The sequence below is a fragment of the Brachyspira hampsonii genome, assembly GCF_002214805.1.
GTDB lineage: Bacteria > Spirochaetota > Brachyspiria > Brachyspirales > Brachyspiraceae > Brachyspira > Brachyspira hampsonii.
On record NZ_CP019914.1, the window covers coordinates 3086799 to 3109484 of the forward strand.

The 22686-nt window shown below is 26.7% G+C and carries 20 protein-coding genes; 11 read left to right on the top strand and 9 right to left on the bottom strand.

The genetic code is table 11. The features are described from left to right. Window positions 1-54 precede the first annotated feature (54 nt). Together BHAMNSH16_RS13740 and BHAMNSH16_RS13745 are read left to right on the top strand one after the other, a co-directional pair. Window positions 55-1767, top strand: coding sequence for a DNA adenine methylase (locus BHAMNSH16_RS13740; protein ID WP_069731494.1), 1713 nt, complete (start codon window positions 55-57; stop codon window positions 1765-1767). A gap of 71 nt (window positions 1768-1838) precedes the next feature. Continuing rightward, the gene (locus BHAMNSH16_RS13745; RefSeq protein ID WP_008732266.1) at window positions 1839-2291 is read left to right on the top strand and encodes a CAP domain-containing protein; all 453 of its coding nucleotides are present in this window, start codon (window positions 1839-1841) and stop codon (window positions 2289-2291) included. Window position 2292: 1 nt separating this feature from the next. On the opposite strand, the gene hflX is transcribed toward BHAMNSH16_RS13745, so the two are convergent. The 4 genes from hflX to BHAMNSH16_RS13765 form a co-directional block, all read right to left on the bottom strand. Next, window positions 2293-3405 carry a GTPase HflX gene (gene hflX / locus BHAMNSH16_RS13750; protein WP_083250046.1) on the bottom strand — a complete coding sequence of 371 codons (1113 nt, stop codon included), beginning with the start codon at window positions 3403-3405 and terminating at the stop codon, window positions 2293-2295. Window positions 3406-3426: 21 nt separating this feature from the next. Beyond that, window positions 3427-3996: a bis(5'-nucleosyl)-tetraphosphatase (symmetrical) YqeK gene (yqeK, locus tag BHAMNSH16_RS13755; RefSeq protein WP_069731495.1), complete on the bottom strand. Its 570-nt coding sequence runs from the start codon at window positions 3994-3996 to the stop codon at window positions 3427-3429. Between the two features lie 68 nt (window positions 3997-4064). Next, window positions 4065-5060 (bottom strand): ABC transporter ATP-binding protein, encoded by a 996-nt coding sequence (locus BHAMNSH16_RS13760; RefSeq protein ID WP_008732262.1) that lies wholly within the window; start codon window positions 5058-5060, stop codon window positions 4065-4067. Window positions 5061-5439: 379 nt separating this feature from the next. Further along, complete coding sequence (locus BHAMNSH16_RS13765) at window positions 5440-6399, bottom strand: ABC transporter ATP-binding protein (protein WP_008732260.1); 960 nt, start codon at window positions 6397-6399, stop codon at window positions 5440-5442. Window positions 6400-6675: 276 nt separating this feature from the next. Between BHAMNSH16_RS13765 and BHAMNSH16_RS13770 the strand changes: the two genes are divergently transcribed. Further along, on the top strand, window positions 6676-8211 hold the full coding sequence (locus BHAMNSH16_RS13770; protein WP_008732258.1) for a hypothetical protein: 1536 nt from the start codon (window positions 6676-6678) through the stop codon (window positions 8209-8211). Between the two features lie 53 nt (window positions 8212-8264). Here BHAMNSH16_RS13770 and BHAMNSH16_RS13775 read toward each other — a convergent pair whose 3' ends face one another. After that, complete coding sequence (locus tag BHAMNSH16_RS13775; RefSeq protein ID WP_008732257.1) at window positions 8265-8714, bottom strand: GNAT family N-acetyltransferase; 450 nt, start codon at window positions 8712-8714, stop codon at window positions 8265-8267. Between the two features lie 9 nt (window positions 8715-8723). Next, window positions 8724-9083: a hypothetical protein gene (locus BHAMNSH16_RS13780; protein ID WP_069731496.1), complete on the bottom strand. Its 360-nt coding sequence runs from the start codon at window positions 9081-9083 to the stop codon at window positions 8724-8726. 107 nt (window positions 9084-9190) lie between these two features. On the opposite strand from BHAMNSH16_RS13780, the gene BHAMNSH16_RS13785 reads away from it, so the two are divergent. From BHAMNSH16_RS13785 to BHAMNSH16_RS13810, 6 genes are all read left to right on the top strand, one after another. Continuing rightward, window positions 9191-9931 carry a L,D-transpeptidase family protein gene (locus BHAMNSH16_RS13785; RefSeq protein ID WP_069731497.1) on the top strand — a complete coding sequence of 247 codons (741 nt, stop codon included), beginning with the start codon at window positions 9191-9193 and terminating at the stop codon, window positions 9929-9931. 65 nt (window positions 9932-9996) lie between these two features. Next, window positions 9997-10977: a WESB_1763 family membrane protein gene (locus BHAMNSH16_RS13790; RefSeq protein WP_069731498.1), complete on the top strand. Its 981-nt coding sequence runs from the start codon at window positions 9997-9999 to the stop codon at window positions 10975-10977. Window positions 10978-11030: 53 nt separating this feature from the next. Continuing rightward, a complete protein-coding gene (gene tsaE, locus BHAMNSH16_RS13795) occupies window positions 11031-11480 on the top strand; it encodes a tRNA (adenosine(37)-N6)-threonylcarbamoyltransferase complex ATPase subunit type 1 TsaE (protein WP_008728592.1) in 450 nt (149 codons plus the stop codon). Further along, a complete protein-coding gene (locus tag BHAMNSH16_RS13800) occupies window positions 11477-12496 on the top strand; it encodes a hypothetical protein (RefSeq protein WP_069731499.1) in 1020 nt (339 codons plus the stop codon). The genes tsaE and BHAMNSH16_RS13800 overlap by 4 nt, the downstream gene beginning before the upstream one ends. Window positions 12497-12517: 21 nt before the next feature. Next, complete coding sequence (gene mnmE / locus BHAMNSH16_RS13805) at window positions 12518-13912, top strand: tRNA uridine-5-carboxymethylaminomethyl(34) synthesis GTPase MnmE (RefSeq protein WP_069731500.1); 1395 nt, start codon at window positions 12518-12520, stop codon at window positions 13910-13912. Between the two features lie 135 nt (window positions 13913-14047). Then, a complete protein-coding gene (locus tag BHAMNSH16_RS13810) occupies window positions 14048-14770 on the top strand; it encodes an outer membrane beta-barrel protein (protein WP_008729232.1) in 723 nt (240 codons plus the stop codon). A 130-nt stretch (window positions 14771-14900) separates the two neighbouring features. Here BHAMNSH16_RS13810 and BHAMNSH16_RS13815 read toward each other — a convergent pair whose 3' ends face one another. From BHAMNSH16_RS13815 to BHAMNSH16_RS13825, 3 genes are all read right to left on the bottom strand, one after another. Next, window positions 14901-16799, bottom strand: coding sequence for a TraB/GumN family protein (locus BHAMNSH16_RS13815; RefSeq protein ID WP_008729233.1), 1899 nt, complete (start codon window positions 16797-16799; stop codon window positions 14901-14903). Between the two features lie 10 nt (window positions 16800-16809). After that, entirely contained in the window at window positions 16810-19212 is a 2403-nt protein-coding gene (locus BHAMNSH16_RS13820; RefSeq protein ID WP_069732118.1) for a penicillin-binding protein 1A, read from the bottom strand. A 216-nt stretch (window positions 19213-19428) separates the two neighbouring features. Continuing rightward, window positions 19429-20805 (bottom strand): META domain-containing protein, encoded by a 1377-nt coding sequence (locus BHAMNSH16_RS13825; protein ID WP_069732119.1) that lies wholly within the window; start codon window positions 20803-20805, stop codon window positions 19429-19431. A 378-nt stretch (window positions 20806-21183) separates the two neighbouring features. Between BHAMNSH16_RS13825 and BHAMNSH16_RS13830 the strand changes: the two genes are divergently transcribed. Then, the gene (locus BHAMNSH16_RS13830; RefSeq protein ID WP_008729236.1) at window positions 21184-21684 is read left to right on the top strand and encodes a GNAT family N-acetyltransferase; all 501 of its coding nucleotides are present in this window, start codon (window positions 21184-21186) and stop codon (window positions 21682-21684) included. Between the two features lie 205 nt (window positions 21685-21889). Beyond that, on the top strand, window positions 21890-22678 hold the full coding sequence (gene fliP, locus BHAMNSH16_RS13835) for a flagellar type III secretion system pore protein FliP (protein WP_039954586.1): 789 nt from the start codon (window positions 21890-21892) through the stop codon (window positions 22676-22678). Window positions 22679-22686: the final 8 nt, after the last annotated feature.

Consider the following 22686-nt stretch of genomic DNA (forward strand, 5'->3'; position numbering starts at 1 on the left):
TTTCTAAGTATTATGTTAATATTATTATGTAAACTATATTATGATAATAAGATTATGATAACTAATACTGAAGATAATGTTAAAGATAAATATTTAAAAGAAAATTTAATAGCATATATTGGAAATAAGAGAAGATTGCTTTCATTTATAAAAAATACTATTTCGGCAATATTGCAGGAAGATAGTAATATAAAAACAGCATTGGATCTATTTGCAGGAAGCGGAAGCGTTTCAAGACTTTTTAAAACTTTGGATTTGGAAGTTTATTCTAATGATTGGGAATATTATTCTTATATTCTAAACTATGCTCATTTATGTATAAATGAAGAAGACTTATCTAATATGTTTATTCATACGGGCGGTGCAGAGAATACAATAAATATGATTAATGATATTAGATATATTGATGATGATGACAGATATATATCAAAATATTATGCTCCTTCAAGCGATGAAAATCCTGATTTAATAAATGAAAGACTTTTTTATACTCATTACAATGCTGAGAGAATTGACATTATAAGACATAATATAGAAATGCTTTACAAAAATAATGTAATAAATGAAAAGGAATATTATTATCTTATAGCTTCTATAATATATGAATCAGCTACCCATACAAATACTTCCGGAGTTTTTAAAGCTTTTCATGCAGGTTTCGGCGGAAGAAATAAAGATGCATTGCATAGAATTATGGCTCCTATATCATTAAAGCAAATACCTTTATACAATGGTAAAAAATGCCATGTGAGTATGATTGACGCTAATGAGTTTGTTATAAAAAATAGAAATAAGCATTTTGATTTAGTATATTTAGATCCTCCTTATAATCAGCATCAATACGGAAGCAATTATCATTTGCTTAATACTATAGCTCTATGGGATAAGCCTGTAATTAATAAAAATATATATGTGAATGGCAAGAAAACAGATAAAGGCGGTATAAGAAAAGATTGGATAAAAACTAAATCTATGTACTGCTATAAAAAAACTGCTAAAGATACTTTAATAAATTTATTGGATAATATAGATTCTAAACATATAGTAATGAGTTATTCTACAGATGGTATAATAGAGTATGATGATTTGATATCAATACTTGAAAATAGAGGTAAATTAGATATTGTTACTTCTGAATATACTAAATACAGAGGTGCTAAAAGATCTATAGTTAATAAAACTAAAAACATAGAATACTTATTTGTAATTGATACTTCAAAAACAAATTACAGCAGTGTCAATAAAAAATTGAGGTATATAGATAATATCAGATTAAAAATGGATAATCCTTTGGATTGTTCCAAAGACAATATAATATTTGATTATGATAAAGATGATATTATAATATTAAATTTAAAATATTCTGTTCATATAATAAATAAAGATGAGATATGCAGCAAACTTAAAGATAAAAGTTTGGAATATATAAAAGTATTTTCTATGTTTTTGGACAAGTATATTAAAGATGATAATATTAATGCATTGAAAATTTATTCTTATCATATTAATGCTGCCATACTTGCCAATGATATAAGACTTATAAAATATTTTGGGGAATATATACTTCAAATTTACAGCAGATTATGTTCATCAAAATCTAATGAATACCTTATAGATATTACTAATAGTATTTTAGATATTTTATCATATTATAATTCTGAGATAAGCATTATTTCTAAAATAAAACAGCGTATAATTTATAATATAAAACATTCAAATATTTCCGAAATTAATAAAAATAAATTACTTATTAGACTTGAAAAATAATTAAAAAATATTATATTTATTTGTATAAAAATACTATTAGAGTAGTATAATTATTAATGAAGTGAAAATATATGGTTAATATTATAATAAAAATGATATTTGTCATCATAGCTGCTTCGGGATTTTTGTATGCTCAGGATTATAATGATGATGTCAATACTATGCTGAAAATATTTAATGAAATAAGAGATAATGAAAATTTATATCCATTTGAAATTGATGATAAATTAAATAATATTGCAGATATCAGAGCAAAAGAGCTTGCTATAAGTTTTTCTCATATTAGGCCTAATAATACAAAATATGATGAATTGCTTTATGAAAATAGAATAATTGTTTATTCATCTAATGAGAATATAGCTTATAGATTTAAAAATGCTGAAACAGTTGCTAGTTATTGGATGAATTCTAATAAATATAAAGTAAATATTCTAAGCGATAAATTTACTCATATGGGTGTCTCGCATTATGCCATTAATGGTGAGGATTTTTGGGTAGTTATATTTGCCCAACTAAGAAGATGATTTAATTACTATTTAATTCCAATATGATATCTAATATTTTTTTTCTTAAAGTTTCTATATTAGTATTATTTTTTGCACTTATAAAGACAGCATCATCATAAGAGGTTAATATTTTATTTTTCTGTACTTCATCTATGCAGTCAGATTTATTAAATATAACTATTCTTTTTATATGAGCGGCATCTATCTCTTTTATTATGCTTTCTACATGCAAAAGTTTTTCATCTATATTTTCATCGCTTGCATCAGATAAATGCAAAAGTAAATCAGCTTCAACAACTTCGGATAGCGTAGATTTAAATGAAGCTACTAAAGTATGAGGAAGTCTATCTATGAATCCTACAGTATCGCTTATTATTACTTCCACAGGCGTATCATCACTTAAATATAATTTTCTCGTATGTGTATCTAGTGTAGCAAATAATTTATCTTCAACATAAACAGATTCTTTACAAAGCAGATTAAATAATGTACTTTTTCCTGCATTTGTATATCCAACTATTGCTATTCTAAAAGTATTTTCCCTTCCTTTTCTTCCTGTACTAGCAGATTTTTCTACCTTACTTAATTGAGATTTTAATTTATGTATACGCTCTCTTGCTCTTCTTCTGTCATATTCAAGCTGTTTTTCTCCAGCTCCTCCTCTTAATCCTATACCGCCTTTTATTTGGCTTAGATTAGTTCTTTTACCTTTTAATCTTGGGTATTCAAATTCTAAAAAGGCTAATTCCACCTGCATTTTAGCAGTCATAGTTTTAGCTCTTAAAGCAAATATTTCTAATATTATTTCTGTTCTTGTAAGTGCTGTTATATTAGAGCCTTCTTCTATAGCATTTACCTGAGAACCGCTAAGCTCATTATCAAATATAAAATATTCTGCATTATCAATAGCAGCACTTTCTTTTAAACTTTCTAATTTCCCTGTACCAATATAAGTTCCGGCCGTTATTTTTTGCTGTATGAATGAATATTTATTTACAACTTCATAACCTGCTGTATCGCATAGCATTGCAAGCTCATTAAGTATATTATCTATATTTATTTTAGTGTTTCTGTATTGTCTGCTGTCGGTTACAAATATTATATATGCTTTTTTTATTTGATTATTATTCATAAAAAATTTTACCCAATATTATTATTTAATAACTAATGAATTATAAAGTTCTATTGTTTTGTCTGATAAATATTGTTTTTTACTCAAAACAAAATTTATAGATTCTAATACTACTTCTAAAAATGCATTATCAAAATCTGTAAAAATTTTCTCTCTTATTTTATCAGCAGTCTGAATATTTCTCGTAGGCTCAAGATAATCTGCTGCATATATTATCTTTTCAAGTATAGTCATATTTCCATGTCCTACAGTATGACTTTCTATTGCCTCCAAAATTTCTTTATCATTTATTGAGAATTCTTTTTCTGTGATTATAGAACTTACCCTAGCATGCAGTAAGGCACCTGTTATATAATTTGGGTATTCTTTATTATCATTTTCAAGTATTATTTTACGCATTTCATTATCTTTATATCTCTTTCCCAAATCATGGCATAATGCTGCAATAGAGGCTTTATTTATATCTATATCATATTTTTCTGCTATTTGAACGGAAAGCTCTCTTGTAGAAAATATATGTTTTGCTCTGAATGGTAAATATTTTTCTATATATTCAGCTATTTTTTTTTCCTGATTATTAAATTCTTTCATAGTAATTTATTCCTGTTTATGATTAATTATTTTATTATACTGAAATTATTTTGTAATTTCAATATTATTTACTTTGCAAACAGGCATGAAACATAATGATTTTCTGCAATTTTTTCAGCATTAGGAATATTATTTTTGCATTCTTCTTTAGCATATATGCATCTTGTATGAAATCTGCATCCTGAAGGTATATCAGAAGCATTAGGTATTTCTCCTTTGATTGGAAGTTCTTTTATTATATTAACTCTTCCTGAAGAAGCATCTGGAACTGCAGCTATTAAGGCCTTTGTATAAGGGTGTTTGGGATTATCTATTATTTCATCAGCATCTCCAATTTCTACAATATTTCCTAAATACATAACTGCCACCATATCGGCAAAATATCTTGCCGTTGATAAATCATGGGTAATGTATATATAGCTTAAATTTTTTTCTATTTGAAGCTCTTTCATCATATAAAGAATTTCAGCCCTTGTGGATAGATCTATCATAGAAACAGGCTCATCAGCAACGACTAATTTAGGATTAAGTATCAAAGCTCTTGCAGTTGCTATTCTCTGACGCTGTCCGCCTGAAAGCATATGAGGATATCTTTCCATAAACTCTTCCGGAGGATTAATCTTTACATCTTTTAAAGCCTTGATAACCATATCATCATAAACTTTTTCATCTCCATCAATATTATGAATATATAAAGGCTCTTTTAATACATCTTTTATTTTAAATCTTGGATTCATAGAAGCATAAGGATCCTGAAATATCATCTGTACATTTCTTCTATATTTGGCTGTTTCTTCTTTATTAAAATTATTAATATTTTCATTTTCAAATATAATATTTCCTGATGTAGGGTTTATCAATTTCATTATAAGTTTGCCTATAGTAGTTTTTCCGCTTCCGGATTCTCCTATTATTCCAAGTATTTTTCCCCTTTTTAGTTCAAAGCTAACATCATCAACGGCTTTAATCTCTTTAGATTTTTTCATTAAACTTTCTATAATATTGGCATGAGGATTAAAATATTTTTTTACATTTTCAAGTTTTAATATTATATCATTATCCATTTATAACTCTTAATCATTTTATTTTTTATAATAGTAATATATTCTAATATAGAAATCAAGTATTTATTTTTTATAATGACAAGTAATGAAATTAAGTTAAATTTTTTTTTTTAATAATGTTATAATAACTTCTATATTATTAATGAAATATGTAATTATTACATAGTTTTTATTTTAGCATTACATGCTATGTGTATATATTACTGTATTTTTTAGTATAGTTATATATTTAATTATACTAATAACAAAGGAATATACACTATATTATTTATAAAATATACTCTAATAAAACTATCCGCTATATACTAATTTCAATAATAACCTGCTTATAATTTATAGTAATGAATAATATAAACATACAAAGAATTCAAGACAAATACTAATTAACTAAATGGCATGCACATAAATGCCCATTTCCTATATCTTTTAATATAGGTTCTTTATTTTGGCATTCATCTATTCTTTCTTTGCATCTGTCATAAAACATACAGCCTTTAGGAGGGTTAAGCAAATCAGGAGGAGTACCTTCTATAAACTCCAATTTACTTACAGCTTTATTTAATCTAGGGGTAGCTTTTAAAAGTCTTTTTGTATATGGGTGTTTAGAATTTTCGTATATATCTTTATTGTCTGCAAGTTCTAAGATTTTTCCTCCGTACATAACGCATACTTTATCTGCAATTTCAGCTTCTAATGCTAAATCATGAGTTATAAAAATAAATGACAAATCAAAATCTTTCTTTAGTTTTTTTAATAAATTGATAATCTGTGCCTGAACTATAACATCCAATGCCGTAGTAGGCTCATCAAGTATAATAAGTTTAGGTTTTAAAAATAAAGCAGCGGCTATAACAACTCTCTGCTTCATACCTCCTGAAAGTTCATGAGGATACCTTTTGGCAGTATCTGCATGAAGACCTACATATCCCAAATATTCTTCTATAAGTTTTGTGGCATCTGATTTGCTAATATCAATATGTCTGTTTATAGTTTCTATCATCTGCTTTTCTATTGTATACACAGGAGTGATGGAATTCATTGCTCCTTGAAAAACCATAGATATTTTACTCCACCTGATATTCTTTCTTACATACTCTTCTTTAAGAGGTATAATATCCTCATTATCAAGTATTATTCTTCCTCCTTCATATTTTCCCGGTATAGAAGGCATTCTTAAAAGAGATGTGCCAAGACTAGTTTTTCCGCATCCTGATTCTCCGACAATACCTAAAGTTTCGCCTTTCTTTATTTGAAAACTGATGTCATTAATTGCCTTTACTAAACCTTTTGAGGTATGATAGTACATTTTTAAATTTTCTACTTTCAATATATTTTCCATTGATTGTCCTGCTTACTATGAATGTATTATGTTAATTATAATATAATATTAATATTTTTACAATTAACCTTATATGAAAATTAATAATTAATATCTTTAAATAAACATTTTTTTTACAATGTTGATTTTTTGTATAAAATGTATTGTAATATTATATGTTTTATACTAAGTATGAAATAAATAACGAAAAATATTAGATAATATTATTTACTTAAATTTAATAAATTGTATTCTAAAAATAGACATTTTTGAGATTATGTTTTTTTGTGAGGTAATATGTTTAATAGAAATTCTATAGTAGTAATGATTATATTTTCTTTGATTATCACTTCTTGCGGAAGTTATTTTAACCCAAGATATTATTATAATAAAAATAAAACTTCATCAGGTGCAAACACAAATGAAAGTTTACCTGATGATGTTGTGATTGAAGATGAAATTATTCCTGAAGGTGAAGATCCATTTAAAAAGGGTGATTGGAATGATATAGGATATAATGGTTTTAATGGGAATGAGATAAAAGATTGGTTTTTAAAAGTATCTTTTGATAATAGTAATGTACCTATATATGAATTTTATAAAGATAATTCTAAATCATGGTATAACAGTGATCCTTCTATAGTTGAATATAGTTTTGATGCTTCAGGAGATGGAAATAAGGCTCAGGGTATAACTATAACACCTATGACGGTATATAAATATGAGTTTAAAAACCCTTTGGTAACTATAGATAGTGCATATAATCAGTCTGACAGAATGAATAGATTTTTATTTTATAGAATAAAAGGATCAGCAAAAGTTGCTAGCATAGGAGTAGATTTAAATAACTATTTAATCGCTGTAGATACTCATTCAAAATTGGTATTTGCTTATGCTAAAATAACAAAAACTGCCAGTGCTCCTGTAGTTGGTACACCGTATCCTGTAGAGTTCAAGGCTGTAGAATTATTTGAAAGTAAGAAGAAATTTTATGAATATGATCCTATAGGTATAGTACATGCTGATGGAAAGGTTACTCTATATGCTGAATATCAAAATGAAATGAGATTAAATTCTACAGGATATTTTCCTTCAATTCATGATGAAAATAGACCTATAGCATCATATCAAGGTGCAGGAACTTCTCCTTATTTCAATAAGAATGCTGCTGATAATAAAAAAGAGATGAAATTGACTTTTACTTCTATAGAATTAAGAAATATAGATTCTAAATCAGCAAATAGAAATGCTATTACTGGTAATGTTGGTTGGTTTGGTAAAGTATTTAACTATGCATTATTCGGATATGATATGAAATTAGATTTTTATAGTTCTTCAAGTGAGCTTCACTCTTTTGCATCATTTACTAGTTTGAATCCTAGTAAAATAGATCAGGCATTGAAAGTAAATGTAGGCAGCACAGGAAGTATGAGTATAACATCAAAAGAGCATTCATTACTTTATGATGAAAATGATGACATAACAATATCAATGGCGGTTAATTTAACAAAATATGATGAAAGATCTGGAGATGTTTTGTATGAAGTACATTATCCTTATGCTTATAGTGAAAATGATAAAATAAAGATAGAACTCAAATATAATAAAGGTAATAATACTTTTGAATTGGCTTCTATTACAGATGAATATGGAAATAGGGTACAGTCTAAAACTTCAAATTTAACTGTTAATGCTAATAGTGAAGCTGAAATATCTATGACGATTGATGGTATGGACGGTCCTAATAATGAAGATAATTGCGGAAATGGAGCTACGGGATTGAATAATCAAATAGAATTAAAAATTAAGTTTAAATTTGAAAATATAAAATAAATAATAATGGGCATTTGATTTATAAATCAGATGCCCTTTTATGATATTATCAGTTAATAAATCATATAATGAAAATGTACTCCGTTTTCTTCTTGAATATCATTATATAATTCTATAAATCCTAGTTTTTTATAAAATTCATAAGCATAATGGCTTGATTTTACAGTGTACTTATCTGAATTTAAAATATTTTTTGCCTCATTAAATAAACTGCTTGCTATACCTAGTTTAAAATATCTGTCATCTACGAAAAAAAGAGAAATATGGTCGAAATCAGTTATTTCAAGCATTCCAACTATTATATCATCTTTATTTTTAGCAATGAGCATCAAAGAGCCTTGCATAAAGAATCTTAATTTCATGTTATTAGCAGATATAAAAGTTAGTACATTATTAATACCTTCATTCGTATCTAAATTAGAATTATATTTCAAATATATATTTTTGGCGAGAATAGAAATATCATCAATATTTTCAATTCCCGCCTTTTCTATTTTAAACATTATATTTTATTATTCAAATGTTTTTATTAATCTTTGGAAAGGAAGGTGATTAGTATCTTTAACAAATGAGCCATTTTTATAATATCTTAAATAAGGTATTAAATCATTATTCCATACAGTTTCTTTGAAATTCATGAAAGGTTCATATAAAGGACTTTCATTATACATACAAATATAAACTGTAATATCTATAGGTGATTTCTCTTCATTTGCTTTTAATTCTCTTTCTAAGCCTTTCCAATCTCCGCACCAATCCTGAGTGAATATAGCCAAAACATTTTCTGAAGATTTTTTTATATCATCACTTACTTCTTTAGTATCCATTATATGCTGCATTTCTTTATCACTAATGGTTTTAAAAGTTAACATTATTTACTCCTTAAAATTTTTTATTTAATGCAGTAATAATACAGTAAAATATATTTTTAATCAAGAAAATATTTATTATTACGATATTAACTTTGGGGGAGTGTATTATGAAAAGAATTTGTATTTTTATTATTATTTTTAATATGATTAATTTTTCTTTATTTGCAGGCGATTTTTTAGATAATCAGAAAAGATACAGCAGAGTAAGAACAGCAATAAAAGAAAAAGATGAAATTGTCAAAAATACATTAAAAAATAATAATATAGAATTAAAAAATCTTAATGTATTAATAACAGCATACAAGCAGGAAGACATACTTGAAATATATGCAAAAAATAAATCCGATGCATCGTACAAAAAAATAGCATCATATAACATAGCAGCAAAATCTGGCATACTAGGTCCTAAGAGAATGGAAGGAGATTTACAGGTTCCTGAAGGGTTTTATCATATAGACAGATTCAATCCGGCAAGCAGCTATTATCTTTCTTTAGGTATTAATTATCCTAATGAATCCGACAAAAAGAAAAGTAATGCTTCCAGATTAGGAGGAGATATATTCATTTATGGTGCTGATGTTACTATAGGATGCATGCCTATGACCGATGATAAAATAAAAGAAATATATTTATATGCTTTATATGCTAAAGATAATGGACAAAATAAAATACCTGTTTATATTTTTCCATTTAAAATGACAGATAGAAATTCTGATTATTATAAAAAATATTATGATGAATCTTTAATAAACTTTTGGTCAAATTTAAAAAAAGGATATGATATATTTCAAAAAACTAAAAAAGAATTAAATATTAAAATAGATTCTAAAGGAAACTATGTATTTTAAATTCTTGCAATTTTTCTATAAAAATATTACTATTATAAATATATATAATAATTGGGTAATAGTTAATGATTCAAATGAATAAAAATACTTCTTTTGTAGATGCATACAATTTCTGGTCATATTTACTGATTGCTATTGTATTTTTTAACTATTTATTTTTCAGATCTTTAATAATAGATAATAATTCTTTTATATATTTGATTACATTTATTTTAGATTATATTGTATTAATATCTTTTTTTCTTCTGGTATTTTATAAATTTTACAACTGCATATTTAATTCAGAACCTTTTTTAGCGGTATTTGGAATATTGTTTATAATATCCGGTACTCTAAGACTTTATGCTATAGAAATTAATATTTATAATTATATAGAGTTATTATATTTTTTATCAATATTCATTCTTACAATAAAAATTTTTGCTTCTATAATAAAATCAAATAATATAATGGAATTAGATAGGGGAATATATGTTTTTATGTTTCTTTCTTTAGCCTCATCTAATATTAATTATATTTTAGTGTCAGCCAATAAAATAATAGATACTGATATTTTTCACTATATATCTACTTTTATATCAGCGTATATGAGCAAATTATCATCTTTTTCATTTTTAATATTAATGATAGCTTATATACTTTTTTTCATGAAAAAAGTTGTTATGGAAAATATTAATAAATCATTCTTTTTTATAATTATGATGGTAATATTATCAATAATAGCAATGTTAGTATTTGGTAATTCTTTCTTTTTGATTGTAGTGTCATTCTTTGGGGCTTTAGGTATTGTTATGTATTTGCCGTTTACTGTTTATCTTGTAGTAATTATAATGTTTTTAATGACTTTATTCACATCTTTTATGAGTTCTTTGGTATCAAAATACTATTATCCTAAATTGATTGTATTTACTTTATTTATGCTTGCCGGACTTGATATGAGCAATTTTGCATTAAGATTAATATCTGTATTTGCTATTATGGAGATGCTTGCGGTATGTAATACAAAAAAAGACGATGCAGAATATTTGACAAATAATACTCTATAATATATTATTTCTATTATTTTTAATTATGATTTTAGAATACTAAATTATTGAATATGAAAAAAGAAATTATTAAAGAAGAAAAAAATATTAGTCTTGAAGATATAGAAAAAATTGCTGAATTTTTTAAAAATATATTAAAAGACGGGGATATTGTTATAATGGAAGGAAATCTAGGATTTGGAAAGACTACATTTGTAAGAGTATTATCCAGATTTCTTGAAAGCACTGATATTGTGAGCAGTCCGTCATTTACTTTGATAAATGAGTATGATATAGTTTTAAACGGCGAAGAAAGTATTTTAAGACATGTTGATTTATATAGACTTGAAAAGGAATATGAGCTTGATGATATAGGATTCAAAGATAAAATTAGAGAGAATGGAATTACCATGATAGAATGGGGCAGTAAATTTAAAGATTATTTTGAAGCTCCGTATTATTTATTTGAAATAGAAATGCAAGAAGAAAATAACAGGTTATATAGGATTAGTTTGATTTCATGAAAAAATTATTTGTATTATTCATAATGATATTTACCGTATTAATATCATGTTCTAAGCAAATAGATAAAAATACTATAATAAATGCCATGAGCAGTATTTCATCTGTTAATGTTGTTATTGGAAATACTATAGATTATGAGGTTCATATATTTTCTAAAAATAATATAGATTATAATTTTGAAGATTTATCATTTGATGATAGAGATAATAAATGCAGAATCATATCTGTTGAAAATCAAACTAAGAATTCCGGAGAATATAAAGAAAGAATCATAAAATATAAAATAGGTTTTTATGATGTAGGACAATTTGTTATATATCCTTTTAAGATTTCATATAATTATAATAATGAATATAGAGAACTTAATGGAGAGGATATAACTATATTGGTGCATCCTTTTTCTGACGGAGAGACTTTGCCTCCTATGAAAGGTACTATTGGTATACCTATGCCTTCTTATGTATGGATATTTGCTGTGATTATAGTTTTTGCTGTTATTGGAATAATAATACTTATTTTTGCTGTAGTAAAATATATAGAAAGAAAATTCAATGAAAAAATAAATATAAAAGAAGATACAGAAGCATTGAATGCTTTAAAACTAATTGACTTCAATACTTATTATAATGAAAATAAATATGCAGAGTATTATTTTGAATTGACATTTATATTTAAAAGGTATCTTACAAAAAGGTTCAAATTCAATATAGAAGATATGACTACCAGCGAAATAAATCAATTATTTAAAGAAAATGTATTTAATGAAAGCGACTATATAATAAAAATGTTTGAAGAATCAGATTATGTGAAATTTGCCAAACAGATTCCTGAACTTAAAATAATGCAGAAGGATTATGATTTTTGTGTTGACTACATAATAAAAAACGGCAATTTATATACGGCATTAAAATTGGAAGAAAAAGAAAATAAGAAGATAAGAAAAGAAGAAAATAAAAAACTAAAAAAAGAGTTAAAAGAGCAGAAAAAACTTCAAAAGAAAATGGCTAATCTTTAGGAAAACAGTTAAGAGTGAAATATGAATGAATATGATATAAAAGATACTATAGCAGCATTATCTACCCCATATTCAAAAAGTGCATTAGCTATAATAAGAATGTCAGGAAGCAGGGCATTGGAAATAGCATCAAAGATATGTTTTTATGCTAATAATGAAAATAAGAATATAAATAATTTTGAACATAGAAGAACTTATTATGCTTTGATAAAAGATGAAAATAATATTCCTATAGATGAGGTTATAGTATTATCTTCTTTATCTCCTAATACTTTCACATCCGAAGATACAATAGAATTTATATCTCATGGCAGTATTGTTGTTATAGACTCTATTATGAATATATTAATGAGAAATGGGGCAAGGGCAGCTAATAGGGGAGAGTTTACATACAGAGCCTATATCAATGGAAGAATAGGTATAAGTGAGGCTGAGGCTATACATGATTTAATAGATTCTAATAATAAACTTATGGCTGAGGCTAGCATATATAAAATGAGAGGCAGGCTTACAAGGGAAATAGATAAACTTAGAGAAAATATAAAGAATTCTCTTATGCTTATTTATGGAGAATTAGATTTCCCTGAAGATGATACTGAAAGTTTTTCTTATGATAAGCTGATAGAAAATTTTAAGATTATAAAAAAATATATAGAAAATATTTTATCTAATTCTAAAAGAGTTGAAAATCTTATTAATGGTATAAAGGTTGCTATATTAGGCAGAGTTAATGCAGGTAAAAGCAGCATTTTTAATATGATATTGAATAGAGAAAGAGCTATTGTTTCAAATATTGCAGGAACTACAAGAGATTTTTTAAGTGAAAATATTTATATTGAGAATATACCTTTTTATTTAATGGATACTGCAGGGTTTCATAAAAATGCTGATAATGATATTGAACTTGAAGGAATTGAAAGGGCAAAAAAATGTGCTTATGAATCTGATATTATACTTGCTGTGTTTGACGGAAGCGATATAGCAAATGAAGATGATATTAATTTAATAGAGTTTTTGAAAACATTGGAAAATAAAAATATTATATATGTACTTAATAAAAGCGATGAGAATAAAAAGTTTAATAAAGAAATAGAGTCAAATAATATTATCAATATAAGTACAAAAACAAAATCTGGAAAAGATGAATTGATATCAGCCTTGAAAAATTATGTTTCTGATTCTGATATGGATATTTTTAATAAGGAGACTTATGTTAATAATAGAGAAAGGGGATATTTAGAAAGAGGACTTAAACAGATTGAGGTGTGTATAAAAAAATCAATGGAATATTTTTCATTAGATGAAGTTGCTGAAGAGATGAATATATTAAATAATATACTTGGAAATGTGAGCGGAAAAGTTGATGCTGAAGAAGTAATTAATGAAATATTTGCTAATTTCTGTATAGGTAAATAATAAGTTCATATCATGTAAAATAAGTAATTATTTACGATAATAGATATAGTCATATTTGATAAATTTAAAAAAAAATGTATATTTAAATTGATGATAATATTATAATGAAGAGTATACAAGGAGTTAGTTGCCAATATGAAAAAATTATTATTAATTATAAGTATATTTATATCCATTAACTTATCACTTTTGGCAGCAAGCGGATTTGAAGGAATAATTAATATACCTTCCGGACTATCTGTTGGAATACCTATGGGAGAATTTGAAGGGGCTGAAAGAAAAATAGGTTTAGGTTTTGATGTTGGTATTACAGCACTTTTTGGGTATGTAATAGATTTTAAAAATAATATAGGGCTTAGTATATTAGCTGAAACAGGATATAGTTATGATACTTATTCTTCTTCAGTATATTCTGATAGTTCAAGCTCAGTTATTACTACTTCGGCTTTTCATAGCTTTCAGATAGGTATTCTTCCGAAAATAAATATTAAAGATTTTTCTATAGGTATTGGCGGAGGATTGAAAATACCTGTATCAGGGATTGAAGAAGAAAAAATAGTTACATACGGCACTAATTATACAGCGGTAGGAAGTACAATGAATATGACGGATATTGTAAATAAATATGATAAAATGAATGTTATACCTTATGTTAAATTAACATTAGATTATTCTGTATTTAATAATTATAATATAGGAGCGAATTTCGGATTGTATTTTGATTATGAATTTGGTTTAAGAAAAAAAATTGATGAGACAAAATACATATCTACAGATGCATTTGGTGTTGGTTTGCAGGTGGGTTTAAGATTTAGTCCTTTTAATAGCAGTCAAAATATTGCATACAAAAAAGAATAATATATTATTTAATTAGTATAATTTAAATTTTTTGTTATTATATTGGTTTTTAATTTAAATATATTTTTTATCTATTCTGCCCGCCCACCCACCCCCATAATTTAGAAGGGCATGCATTTAGAAATAAGAATTATATTATATAATCATCAGCTATTTTTCTAAGTCTTTTGCTTCCGAGTACATGGAAATGTCTTAGCTTTCTTAAAGTTTCACTTGAAAAAGTAGTGAGCGGAACATAAACTACTTCAACAGAATTCTTTTTAGCAAATTCTTTTAATATATTTGAAGGAGGAGTATGAGCAACATAACCTAAATATTTGTCTACAGAGTATATGATGGCAGTGTATAGAAGTAAGTCTGCATAATTTCTAACTATTCCTTCTTTTTTTAATTGAGGATATATTCTCCAAACATCATGCGGAGCTTGAGGCGGCATTAAAGAAGCATAACCTCCAAAATAGCATTTGGATATTCCTGGTCCAACTAAAGTGTTTCCCGGTTCTGTGGAATAGAGTATTAAATCACTGTCATCATGTGCTTCACTGTACCAAACTATATTCCAATCATAATCCTCATCATGCTCATCATCAAATATTACAACCATATGTCCGATATTTCCTTTGATTTTTGGAATCTCTTTGACATATATTTCATTTTTATAATAGTTCCTTATAGTTTCACGCATATCAATACCGTCTTTAATGCTTACTGTGAAAGGTTCTATTTTTGCTTTATCCTCTGTAAGCATATTTCTTATTTTATCCCTAAGTATATTCATATGCTTTTCCATTAGTATATCTTCAGGTACATGAGAGAGAAGGTTTGTCCTTTTATTCCAAACATCTTCCCATTCTCCTTCGTATTTTTCACTAGGACGCGTTGTAACATTAACTTTCTTGAAAGATGTTCTCCATATATTATCATATTTATGAAGTTTTATTTTTTTGTCTTTTAGCATACCTTCCATACCATTTGTACTTGGATCTCTATTTAACTTTATAGTAGGGTAGTTCTCATCTTCTTCAGTGTAATGCGGATAATATTCCATACCTTCCATAACTTCTAAAGCATAATCATTATTTATCATGCATTTTGCTGCTGTAAGCATATCTATATAGTCTGGTATGATATAATTATCAAGTAGGCATAAGTTTCTTAAATACTTCATCATGTTTTTTTGCTGAAGTAATGAGATTGGAAGTTTATATCTCATCTTTGCTTCTTTGAATATTGTTTCTATGATATTAATTTTATCAAAGTTTTCTAATTCTCCGTTTCTATATAGTTCATACATATAAGTTGTGAACGGGAATTCCCCAAGCATTTTATTTAATGATTCTTTATGTACATTGTATATTTTAGGTTCTGAATATATATATTCTTCATTATCTTCTGAAAATTTTTTATTTATTATTTCTTCTTTTGCTTTATTATCTAATTTTTCATCATCAAGTTTTTTTAATATAGATACGATATTTTCCCAATGAGACATTCCTATAACAAGAAGTATTTTATTATATTTTTTAGATAGTTCATGAAGATTTTTAGCCATGAATATTTCTCTCTCTTCATCTGCTTCATCTTTATGAAATATATAATTGTTTTTTACTTCAGTATAGAATTTTTCAAGTCCTATATTTTTCATAACATAATCATCAGGCATAAGATAATGAGAATTCGAGTTTATCGAAGTGATATCTTTATCTATAGGAAAGAATGGTATTTCCTCATCAATAGCAAGACGAACAGCCTCTATTATAGAATCAGACGGATCTATTGGTATATAAACTGCTTCATTTTCAATTTCTCTTATTATAAGACTTACAAATGGAAGTCTGCTTACAGCCTCTCTTAATGAATCGGCAAAATTAGCAGGATGTTCTATTGCTACAATATCTGGTTTAAATTTTTCAAAAGCCTCTCTTACAGCCAAAGAAAAATAAACTCTAGAATGTATTGAAGGTATTGCAAGTATATTTTTATATCTTAGAACCTTAGAATCTATATTCTCTATTAATTTTTTATCCATTCATAAACCTTTAATAATTAAGGAATGAATCTATTATATTGTCAAGTTCATTAGAATCTTCCAAATAATGAGAACATACATTACAAGTTTCAGTAGGTACTTTATCTTTTACAAATAAATCCGTTTGGAAACTGTAGCATGAAGGTCCAGGAAGTTTACCGCTTATAGCACAAACCTGCATACTGATAACATTTTCAGGTTTTGTATACCAAGTAGGCTTAACCTCTTTCAATGCTTCCACCATATATTTACCCCATATAGGAGCAGCAACTCTTCCTCCAACCTGATTATTTCCTAAAGAATATTTAAATGAGTCAAATCCTATCCATATACCTGTTGCAAGTTCCGGAGTATATCCTACAAACCAAGCATCTTTCCAATCATTGGAAGTACCTGTTTTTCCTGCCCCTCTTCTTGTAAATTTAGCTTCGTACATAGCACTTGTAGCAGTACCACCTCTTAATACTCCCATTAATATGTCGCTTATGATATATGCCACTTCTTTGCTTACAACCTGTTTAGGTCCTCCTCTCAATGTTACCTCTTTTTTAAGCTCCTCTTCGAAATTATCCATAACTATTCCGTATCTGTCAGTAACATACCTTATAAGTATAGGATTAACTTCTTTACCTTCATTAGCAAACTCAGCAAAACCTGTTGTAAGTTCCAAAGGAGTAAATAATCCTGTACCAAGCCCTAATGTTAAATCATGATTAAACATTCTTTTAGATTTATCAGAATCAGGCTCAGCTTTAAATATAGGCTCTACATATCTTATAGCATTCGTGATTCCTACATAGTTAAGTACATTAACAGTAGCTATATTTAATGAAGCAGCTAATGCATATCTTAAACTTACATCTCCTTTGAAATTTCCTGAATAGTTTTTAGGTATCCAAACTTCCCCGTCTTCACCTTCTTCAGGTACAAAACCTATAGGAGCATCGCTTACAATAGTAGAAGGACTGTAATTAGTAACATCCATTGAAGCAGCATATACGAAAGGTTTGAAAGCACTTCCAGCCTGTCTTCTTGCCTGAGTGGCTCTGTTAAATTGGTTTCTTGCTGTAAATCCTGAACCTCCAACCATTGAAACAATATATCCGTTTCTAGGATCTATTGAAACCAAAGCTCCTTCAATCTGTCTTGAAAGTTCCGCTTCATCAGCTTTCATTACTTCCATAGTTATATCATTAACTTCTTCCATTCCGAATATATCAGACATTAATGCTAAAGGCAAAGTGGTATATTTATTTAAAGTATCTCTCACTGCAATATTAAATTTATTATAAGCTGTATTTTCAGGAAGATTAAATAATACAGAAAGCATTTTCATTTTGTCTATGGTTTCTCTATTATAGAGATTAATTATATCCATAGATCCGCCTTCGTATTTATTATTATATTCTGTAAGAGCTTCTGTCAATAATTTCTGAGCAGCTTCCTGTTTTTCTATATCTATAGTAGTGTATATTTTAAGTCCGTCTTCTTTTAGTGCTTTTTCTCCGTATTTGTCTACTAATTGTCTTCTAACATATTCAGTAACATAAGGAGCCCTGTCTATTGAGGCACTATATGCTGTTGAGCCTCTTCTTCCGATTTTTCCTGTATAAGATTCCCAAAATTCTTTATGTGCTTTATTAGCTTCATCTCTAGTTATGAATTTTAAATCAGCCATTCTATTAAGAACAACTTTATGTCTTGCTATTGATATATTAGGATTATTAATAGGGGAGTATGCATTAGGAGCAGGCGGAAGTGTAGCAAGCATTGCACATTCTGCTAAATCTAAATTTTGTACATCTTTATTGAAATAAAATCTGCTTGCCGCCTGAACACCGTATACAGAGTGTCCGAAATATATTTGATTGAAGTATAAAGTTACTATTTCTTCTTTTGTAAGTCTTTTTTCTATTTGGAAAGTAACCCATATTTCTTTTAATTTTCTTGTTATAGTTCTTTCTGTAGATTTTAATACTATGTTTCTAGCAACCTGCTGAGTTAATGTACTTGCACCTCTTGCTCTTTTTCCGGTTAATATGTTTCCTATTGTGCCTCTAAATATTCCTATAATATCTATTCCAAAATGAGACATAAAATTATTATCTTCCATAGATATTATTGCTTCTATTAATTGAGGAGGTAAATCTTTATATTCAACTAATGATCTTTGTTCTGTGAAAAATTCAGATATTACTTCGCCTTTTATATCATATATTTTTGTTGGTATTGTAGGCTTGTATAATTCCACAGCTTGAACATCAGGCTGCATAACTATATCAGCAACTAAAAAAGAAAATATTACAGTTATTACTAAAAATATTAATGTCATTGATACTATATAAAATTTCTTGAACTGCTCTATATTTATGCTGTTATATTTATCAGATATTTTTTTTAATAGTTTTTTCAATTTAGTTATCCTAATATATATTTATGATATTATACAAATAATTATTCAATTAATCAACATATTTTTTTACTATATTTTTCATAAAAAACACTCTATGAAATTTGACTTCATAGAGTGAAAGTAATGGGTTTGTATATATATATCTTAAGAGCGCAACAAATGACGTTTGTAGCTATACTATATATAACATAATAAATAACAAACAGTAAAATATATTTAATTTACCATGCTAAATATGAGTATATCATCATCAGATGTTTTTATGCATAATGTATTATTATTATAAGATATATAATTTGCTTTATTAAGAAGTTTTAAATATTCATCTTCAGCTTTCATATCAGTTTCAGTACCAGACATTAAGGTAGATATTCCATTTTGAGATATTGTTATTTTACTGTCTATTATTTCAAATGGTATATTATAACTATTGATTCCGGATTTTCCTACAAATGAATTATTAGTTATAGATAAAGTTATTTCTGTGCCTTCAAGCATATTTGATAATTTGAATTCTTTTCCTGAATACTCATTAATATCAAAATAATCTTCTATAAATCTTAATATTGCAGAGTCATTAGCTATTATATATAATTCTTTACCTTTTAAGTACATATATTTAGCATTTTCTATATATTTTGAGAAATCAGCTTCAGCATTCATATTTTCTTCATGACCTGCCATTCTAGTCATTGCTAAACCATTAAATTTAACTTCATCAGAATTTATATTAGTATATGAGGTTTTGTATGTATTAACTCCGGAAAAGCCATTTACCTGATTATCTTTTCCATAAAAAGACATAGTTATTTCAACATTAGGGTATTTATAGAAATTTCTCAATAAAAATGTTCTTCCTAATAATTTATTGCCTGATATAGAATCATCTTTGAATATTAATTTTTCACCTGATTTTGTAGTTATTTCTAAATTTGTTATTGATAATCTGATGTCTGATGCTTCGGAAAGCAGTTTAGTAAATTCCTGTTCTGCTTTCATATTATCTTCAGGGCCTGTCATCATAGTTGATCCTAATGAGTCTATATTAATTATATTGCCATTAGTTAAAGTGTATGCTCCGAAATATCTATTAACACCAGAAAAACCATAAACTTTATTTGTATCAAAAGCAATTGTTATACCTATTTCAGGGTATTTATTCTCGAGAATGAATTCTCTTCCGTATAAATCATTGTAATTTAAACTTCTTTTTGTGAAAGATAATTCTTTGTTTTCAGAAGTTTTTATTGTTAATTTATCATTTTCTAATGAAACAGAATTAGCTTTGCTTAAGTCATTTAAAAATTCTTGTTCACTTTTCATATCTTCTTCGTTTCCAGCCATTAAAGTTGCTCCTACATTTGTACCTAAAATTATTTGATTATTGCTTATGCTGAATGATGTAAAATATCTGTTTATACTGCCATTTCCATAAACATTGCTGTTTTCAAATCCTATTGTTATTTTAGGGTTGCTTGTAAGATAGTATTCGTTTCCATTTAATTCCTCAAATATGTTTGTTTTTTTATTATTTTTTTCAGAGCATGAAAGTAATAATAAAAAGGATAATAGTAATAATAGTGTCTTTTTCATTTCTGCATCCTTAAAATAAATCTATTATATATTCAAATAAAACAATGGGCTTATGATTAGGAAAATCACAAGCCCATCAATAATAGTGTTAGGAGTCTGATAATAATGAATAATTGCTTTATTTAAATAATAACTTATCTTTTCTGCTTTAGTAAAATAAGTTCACAACAAAAATACATATACAACTATTATAACCAAATATAATATTTTTAGTAAAATTAATCATATACGAATTATCAAAAAATATATTTTTATAATTTTTGTATATATATTAAAAATAATATAAAATTATAAAAATTCAATTGAAAAATAAGAAAAAATAAGTTATCATATTATAGTTTACATAATAAAATCCGATAACTAATATTGCAGGTGTTTATGTGTAATATAAGAGAAGCACATATAGAAGATGCTGAAAATGTTATAAATTATATTGTAAAAGTGTCTGAAGAAACAAATTTTATGATGTCTGATTCTAAAGAAAGGGAATTGGATGTTAAAAAAGAGGAGGAGTTTTTACAAAATATACAAAAAAGCATAACAACTAAGATGTTCTTATGCGAAATAGACGGTGAAATTATCGGAATATGTAATCTTAGAGGTATGGATAAAAAAAGAGTAAGGCATAGAGTAAATTTAGGAATAAGCGTATTAAAAAAGTATTGGGGTAATGGAATAGCCAAAAGACTTATTAATTATGCTTTAGATTATGCTAAAGAAAATTCTATAAAAAAGATAGAATTAACAGTTAGAACTGATAATGAAAGGGCGTTAAAACTGTATAAATCGCTTGGTTTTTTTATAGAAGGTGAGATAAAGAGCTTTTTTTGTATTGATAATGTTTATTATGACTGTTATATAATGGGGTTATTTATTTAGTTTGATACTGTATAAAAAAATTTGTATACTGTATTGATACTGTAAATATTATATGATTGATAAAATTTATTATAATGGATTGTAAATTAGTTAACATAATACTTGACTATTTTATAATAATATGTTAACTTTATTGAAGCCGTAAATATTATCGTTTTTAGAAGAAAAAAGATTAGAAAAAATTTATAAAATTGGAGTTCTTAAGATGCGAAAGTTACTAATGGTATTTTTGGTATTATGTTTACTTGTACCGGCAGCAGCTTACGCTCAAGATAATACTCAGATACCAATACCAACAATAGGATTAAATGTTGCTCAAGCTCAAACACCTCAGCAGGTTAGCTTGGGACTTCAAATATTATTTCTTTTAACAATATTGTCATTATCTCCATCTATCATAATAATGACAACAAGTTTTATAAGAGTTTCAATAGTACTAAGTTTTGTTCAAAGGGCATTGTCTTTACAAGAGACTCCGCCTAGAGCATTAATAATGGGACTTTCACTATTTCTTACATTTTTCATAATGATGCCCACATTGACGCAGGTAAATAATGAGGCACTTCAGCCGTATTTAAATGGTACTATAGGTGTTAATGAATTATACAGCAGAGGCATACAGCCTATAAGAATGTTTATGTTTAACTCTTTACGCGGTGAAAATGGTATGAAGAGTTTAGATTTGTTCTTAAGTATAAGTAATACAAATATAAGACTTAGAGAGATTCAGACAGTTGATGATTTAAATAGAATTCCTACTATAGTCGTCATACCGGCATTCATCATTAATGAGCTTACAATAGCATTCAAAATGGGAATATATTTATTTATACCATTTATAGTTATAGATTTGGTAGTTGCTTCCATACTTATGGCAATGGGTATGATAATGCTTCCGCCTATTATGATATCTTTGCCGCTTAAAATAATTTTATTTGTTGCGGTAGACGGATGGAAACTTTTGATACTTCAGATAGTACAGAGTTTTCAATAAATATAAAA

Coding starts and splice junctions, on each gene's coding strand:
- BHAMNSH16_RS13740 (WP_069731494.1), top strand. CDS start 55: ATGATAACTAATACTGAAGATAATGTTAAAGATAAATATTTAAAAGAA.
- BHAMNSH16_RS13800 (WP_069731499.1), top strand. CDS start 11,477: ATGAAAAAATTATTTGTATTATTCATAATGATATTTACCGTATTAATA.
- BHAMNSH16_RS13770 (WP_008732258.1), top strand. CDS start 6,676: ATGTTTAATAGAAATTCTATAGTAGTAATGATTATATTTTCTTTGATT.
- BHAMNSH16_RS13765 (WP_008732260.1), bottom strand. CDS start 6,399: ATGGAAAATATATTGAAAGTAGAAAATTTAAAAATGTACTATCATACC.
- fliP (WP_039954586.1), top strand. CDS start 21,890: ATGCGAAAGTTACTAATGGTATTTTTGGTATTATGTTTACTTGTACCG.
- BHAMNSH16_RS13830 (WP_008729236.1), top strand. CDS start 21,184: ATGTGTAATATAAGAGAAGCACATATAGAAGATGCTGAAAATGTTATA.
- mnmE (WP_069731500.1), top strand. CDS start 12,518: ATGAATGAATATGATATAAAAGATACTATAGCAGCATTATCTACCCCA.
- BHAMNSH16_RS13785 (WP_069731497.1), top strand. CDS start 9,191: ATGAAAAGAATTTGTATTTTTATTATTATTTTTAATATGATTAATTTT.
- tsaE (WP_008728592.1), top strand. CDS start 11,031: ATGAAAAAAGAAATTATTAAAGAAGAAAAAAATATTAGTCTTGAAGAT.
- BHAMNSH16_RS13825 (WP_069732119.1), bottom strand. CDS start 20,805: ATGAAAAAGACACTATTATTACTATTATCCTTTTTATTATTACTTTCA.
- hflX (WP_083250046.1), bottom strand. CDS start 3,405: ATGAATAATAATCAAATAAAAAAAGCATATATAATATTTGTAACCGAC.
- BHAMNSH16_RS13780 (WP_069731496.1), bottom strand. CDS start 9,083: ATGTTAACTTTTAAAACCATTAGTGATAAAGAAATGCAGCATATAATG.
- BHAMNSH16_RS13815 (WP_008729233.1), bottom strand. CDS start 16,799: ATGGATAAAAAATTAATAGAGAATATAGATTCTAAGGTTCTAAGATAT.
- BHAMNSH16_RS13760 (WP_008732262.1), bottom strand. CDS start 5,060: ATGGATAATGATATAATATTAAAACTTGAAAATGTAAAAAAATATTTT.
- BHAMNSH16_RS13745 (WP_008732266.1), top strand. CDS start 1,839: ATGGTTAATATTATAATAAAAATGATATTTGTCATCATAGCTGCTTCG.
- BHAMNSH16_RS13790 (WP_069731498.1), top strand. CDS start 9,997: ATGATTCAAATGAATAAAAATACTTCTTTTGTAGATGCATACAATTTC.
- BHAMNSH16_RS13775 (WP_008732257.1), bottom strand. CDS start 8,714: ATGTTTAAAATAGAAAAGGCGGGAATTGAAAATATTGATGATATTTCT.
- BHAMNSH16_RS13810 (WP_008729232.1), top strand. CDS start 14,048: ATGAAAAAATTATTATTAATTATAAGTATATTTATATCCATTAACTTA.
- yqeK (WP_069731495.1), bottom strand. CDS start 3,996: ATGAAAGAATTTAATAATCAGGAAAAAAAAATAGCTGAATATATAGAA.